Origin of the sequence: Halobacillus sp. BBL2006 (genome assembly GCF_000786645.1) — a bacterium.
Lineage (GTDB): Bacteria > Bacillota > Bacilli > Bacillales > Halobacillaceae > Halobacillus.
Genome location: NZ_JRNX01000405.1, coordinates 1 through 5,285, shown reverse-complemented (window position 1 = coordinate 5,285; position 5,285 = coordinate 1). Strand labels below are relative to the sequence as shown.

General features: G+C 42.3%; 6 protein-coding genes. All 6 read right to left on the bottom strand.

Going from position 1 to position 5,285, the window contains the following annotated elements:
- Positions 1–101: 101 nt before the first annotated feature.
- Complete coding sequence (locus LD39_RS12365; protein WP_035547017.1) at positions 102–533, bottom strand: peptidylprolyl isomerase; 432 nt, start codon at positions 531–533, stop codon at positions 102–104.
- On the bottom strand, positions 514–1,845 hold the full coding sequence (gene lysA, locus LD39_RS12360) for a diaminopimelate decarboxylase (RefSeq protein WP_035547015.1): 1,332 nt from the start codon (positions 1,843–1,845) through the stop codon (positions 514–516). The genes LD39_RS12365 and lysA overlap by 20 nt, the downstream gene beginning before the upstream one ends.
- 144 nt (positions 1,846–1,989) lie before the next feature.
- On the bottom strand, positions 1,990–3,459 hold the full coding sequence (locus LD39_RS12355) for a spore germination protein (RefSeq protein ID WP_035547014.1): 1,470 nt from the start codon (positions 3,457–3,459) through the stop codon (positions 1,990–1,992).
- A 24-nt stretch (positions 3,460–3,483) separates the two neighbouring features.
- Entirely contained in the window at positions 3,484–3,834 is a 351-nt protein-coding gene (gene spoVAE, locus LD39_RS12350; protein WP_035547011.1) for a stage V sporulation protein AE, read from the bottom strand.
- Between the two features lie 2 nt (positions 3,835–3,836).
- On the bottom strand, positions 3,837–4,847 hold the full coding sequence (gene spoVAD, locus LD39_RS12345; protein ID WP_035547008.1) for a stage V sporulation protein AD: 1,011 nt from the start codon (positions 4,845–4,847) through the stop codon (positions 3,837–3,839).
- Positions 4,848–4,859: 12 nt separating this feature from the next.
- The coding region (gene spoVAC / locus LD39_RS12340) for a stage V sporulation protein AC (RefSeq protein ID WP_035547006.1) at positions 4,860–5,285 on the bottom strand (426 nt) is incomplete at its 5' end.

The following is a 5,285-nucleotide window of genomic DNA, read 5'->3' as shown; positions in this document are numbered from 1 at the left end:
CTAGAACATGACCTAGTTCATGTATGAACAGACTAAGGGGTGCCACAACAAAAATCAATACCAATAAAGTGACAAGCATTACAGCATTCCTTAAGGTCTATTTAGTCTTGTACTCTTACACGCTGCATTACATCACCTGCACGTACCCTGTCGACGGTATCTACGCCTTCGACGACTTTACCAAAAACCGTATGGCGTCCGTCCAAATGAGGCTGTGGAGAGTGACAGACGAAAAATTGACTTCCACCTGTATCTTTTCCGGCATGCGCCATAGATAAAGTGCCACGCTCATGTTTATGAGGATTTCCTTCTGTCTCACACTTAATTGTATAACCTGGGCCGCCAGTTCCATTACCTTTCGGGCAGCCACCTTGGATGACAAAATCCGGAATCACACGGTGGAAGGTTAGTCCATCGTAAAATTCGCTGTTTGCTAATTTTTCAAAGTTAGCAACCGTGTTAGGTGCGTCCTCATCATATAATTCAATAATCATTTTTTCTCCGTTTTCAAACTCAATTGTTGCTTGCTTCATGTTTTGTTTCTCCTTTCTGTTGTTCGTAAGATAAATCGTGTCTAGTCATCTCCTGAAATGTTTCTCTGCGAACGACCAGTTGATGTCGTCCGTCTTCCACGAAAACAACAGCAGCTTTCTGGAAACGATTGTAATTATTCGCCATAGCATAACCATACGCTCCAGTACTGAAAACTGCAAGTAAATCTTGATGTTCAACTTTAGGAAGCGCCACATCCCATATTAGCATATCTCCCGACTCACAACACTTCCCCGCAATCGCATACTCTTTTTCCTTAGCATCGTTCATTCGATTGGCTAATGCAGCTTCATACTTCGCCTGGTACAGAGCAGGACGAATGTTATCCGTCATTCCCCCGTCAACGGATACATACGTTCTAACACCAGGAATATCCTTAATCGATCCAACCGTATATAAAGTTACGCCAGCCTCTCCGACGATGGCACGACCAGGCTCAATCCAAATTTCAGGAAGTGGATAATTAGCTTGTTCAGATAGATTTTTTACTTCTTCAATTAATGCTTTTGCATACTGTTCGGGTTCTAAAGGGTCATCTTCCTTCGTGTACTGAATGCCGAAGCCTCCACCTAGATTTACAACGTCAGCTGTATAATCGAATCGCCGGCGCCATTCCTCCAGCGTAGAAAAGAGCTTCCTTGTCGCCATTTCAAACCCGCTTGTTTCAAAAATCTGTGAGCCAATATGGCAGTGAAGACCCTTCACATTTATTTTTGAGTGATCCATTACTTTAAGCAAAGCTTCTTCTGCTTGCCCGCTAGAAAGATCGAATCCGAACTTAGAATCTTCTTGACCTGTCAAAATATAGTCGTGAGTATGGGCTTCAATCCCAGGGGTCACTCGAAGAAGTACATCCATTTCTAAGTTTCTTTCTTCTAAAATAGCACTGAGGAGTTCAATTTCATAAAAATTATCTACTACAATACAGCCAATCTTATGTTTGACAGCCATTTCAAGTTCGGAAATATTTTTATTGTTTCCATGCATATGGATTTTTCCAACCGGAAACCCCGCTTCAAGGGCGGTATGTAATTCTCCCTGTGATACGACATCAAGACTTAATCCTTCTTGGTGGGCCACCTGCAGCATGGCTATTGAAGAAAACGCTTTGCTTGCATAAGCCACTTGTGCTGGCACTTGGTACTTTTGAAATGTATTCATAAATGCACGTGCGTTCGACCGCACTTGTTCAATGTCATAAACGTACAATGGCGTTCCGTATTTATCAGCTAGTTCCTGAGTTTTTACGCCACCAATCATTAACTCTCCAGACTCATTCACATCATATTTCATCTTAATCACCACCATCTAGTTATGCCAAACAATTAATGTTTATTACTTGCAGGCCACTGAATAAAAAGAAAATGCCCCTTAAGAAAAGGAACATTTGAGTTATTTGTTTTAATTTATCACATTGATAAGGAAGGGGCAATACGATTATTTCTGCCGCTGATTATTCTGGGGATGTACAACGCTTGGACGAACTTTTAAGGAAGGCATAGACATGCGCAGGATAATTTGCATTGCGGCTTTAGCATTGAAAGGTAAAAAAGGCCACAGGTAAGGAGTATTAAGTGATTTCGTACGTGTAAGAGACAGGATATATACGGTCATACCTATGACCAGTCCTTTTAATCCGAAGAATGCTACAAATATGACTAAGGCGACTCGAGACATTTTATTAGCAACAGATAGTTCATAACTTGGCGTGGCATAAGAACCAATGGCACTTACCGCCACATAAAGAATAACTTCTGGTATAAACATCCCTACGTCTATAGCGATTTGCCCGATCAAGACCGCTGCAATCAGCCCCATCGCTGTAGAAAGCGGTGTCGGCGTGTGGATGGCAGCAATTCTAAGCATCTCAAGACCTAAATCAGCAATTAAAATTTGATAAATGACAGGAATACTACTCTCTTCGTTAGGACCAACAAACGCGAGAGGCTCAGGAAGCAGTTCAGGCTGCATAACGAATAATAACCATAAAGGTAATAGAAAGACCGAAGCAAATATTCCAAAAAACCTCACCCAGCGAACAAATGTACCGACAGCTGGGGATTGTCTGAATTCTTCGGCATGCTGGACATGGTGAAAATAAGTCGTCGGTGTAATAATTGTACTTGGAGATGTATCAACCATAATAAGAACGTGCCCTTCAAAAAGGTGGGAAGCAGCTACATCCGGTCGCTCTGTGTACCTTACAAGGGGGAAAGGGTTACGACCCTGGTGAACTAAATATTCTTCTAATGTCTTATCAGCCATGGAGAGCCCATCAACATCTATGTTTTTGATTTCCTGCTTGATCAAATCGACGAGCCCTGGGTCAGCTACGTCCTGAATATAGGACAAACAGATGTCCGTTTTCGAACGGCTTCCTACCTGCATGATTTCATGACGGAGACGTTCATCCCTTATTCTCCTTCGTGTCAACGCGGTATTTTCGATAATGTTTTCTGTGTATCCATCACGCGAACCTCGGATGACCTTCTCAGTATCAGGTTCTTCAGGTGTTCGCCCTGGATATGAACGCACATCAACAGTAAAAGCTTCAGTTTCTCCCTCTACAAATATGACGATCAATCCTGATAACATTTGAGTGATACATTTGTCGATCGATGTGACAACTTCAACTTGCTGATGTGGAATGTCATTCTTTATCTGTTGAAAAATGTCTGCTTTCTCATTCACCAATTCATTCATCTCAAATAGTTGACGCATCAATTCGACGATAATTGGGGTTTCACATAAACCTGTTACGTAGTAAACATTGATTTCATGATCAAGAATTTTCAGCGTTCGGAATCCGATATCAAAGGATTGGTCCACACCTACCCGTTCATTCATCACTTTTCTATTTTGCTCTAACTTCATAACAATCGGTGTATCCGTTTTTTCTGCAGGCATATAGTTCAACTCCTTAATTGCTCTTTAACCTTTAGGTTTAAAGATAACGGCTACGATAAATCCGAATAAAATGGCAGATGCAATACCAGCTGATGTCAATTCGAATATTCCAATTGCTATTCCGATAATGCCGTGGTCGTCCGATTGTTCCATAGCACCATGAAGCAATGAATGTCCAAAACTTGTAATCGGAACAGTTGCTCCAGCTCCTGCAAACTCGATCAAATTATCGTAAAGGTCAAAGACATCTAACACGGCACCTGCCACGACAAAGGAGGACATTACATGGGCAGGAGTGAGTTTGAAGTAATCAAGTAATATTTGCCCTACTACACAAATAGCCCCTCCGACAACAAAAGCCCACACAAAACTCATCGCTATTCATCCCCTTTCGATAAAACTACAGCATGGGCGATGCCAGGGATGGATTCTTTCTGTTGTATCATCATGGGACTCATGAGTGCTCCTGTGGCTACAACTAAGATCCGTTTGTAAGTGCCAGCTTTCAAATCGCTTAATAACTTTCCGTACGTGACTACAGCTGAACAGGCGCACCCGCTCCCCCCACTGAATACCGGCTGATCAGAATGATAAATGAGAAGTCCACAATCCTGATGAACCGGAGTTATATCATACCCATCCTGTTCCATCATATCTCTCAAAATCGGTGTCCCAACTGCTGAAAGGTCCCCCGTCGCTATTAAGTCATAATCTGAAGGTACGCGGCCCATATCCTCAAGATGGGTTTTAATCGTATCCCATGCTGCTGGAGCCATTGCAGATCCCATATCAAAAGGATCTTTGATACTATAATCCATTACTTTTCCAATAGTGGCAGCTTCTATTCGAACCGAAGAAGGTGTATTAGATATAAGGGCAGCACCGCTTCCGGTTACGGTGTATGTCGCTGTCTTTGGTTTTTGTCCTCCGTATTCGGTAGGATACCTGAATTGACGTTCGGCAGTACAATTGTGGGAGCTAACGGCTACAAGGGCTTGTTTTGCGTATCCTGCCTCCACTAGAGCAGCTCCTGTTGCGAGCGTTTCCATACTTGTTGAACACGCACCAAACATCCCTAATAGCGGGATCCCTAATTGCCTTGCAACATAGTTCCCTGTTACATTTTGATTTAATAGATCTCCTGCTAAAAACACATCAATAGATGATTCGTCAATTCCTGCCTTCTGTAAACAGGAATGAACTGCATCCGTCATCAACCTTCGTTCTGCCAATTCCCAGTTGTCTTCATTACAATGAAGTTCATCATAGATACGATCAAAGGTATCCTTTAAAGGACCTTCCCCTTCAAGAGGTCCAACGGCAGTTCCTGATGATTGAAGGTAGACGGGATTTGTAAAGGACCACGATTGTTTACCTGTCTTAGCCATAATGTATTCCTCCTAAAAAATGAGCGACCAAATATAACGCAAAACGCCTAATATATAAGCAGATACAACCCCAAAAACGATCACAGATCCCGCTAACTTGAACAGGTTGGTTGCAACACCAAGTACTAACCCTTCACTCTTATGCTCCAATGCAGCAGATGTAATGGAATTTGCAAACCCAGTAACTGGCACAGCTGATCCTGCACCTGCAAACTGACCAAGCTTGTCATAAACCCCAAACCCGGTTAATAGAGCTGAGATCAAAATAAGCGTAGCTACTGTCGGGTTCCCTGCTTCTTTTTCACTAAAATCAAACCAATGGATATACATTTGAGTTATGAGCTCTCCAAAAACACAAATCAATCCACCCACGATAAAAGCTTTAATTATATTCATTAAATAGGGGGGCTTGGGCTGATAAGTCTTGCTGACCTTTTC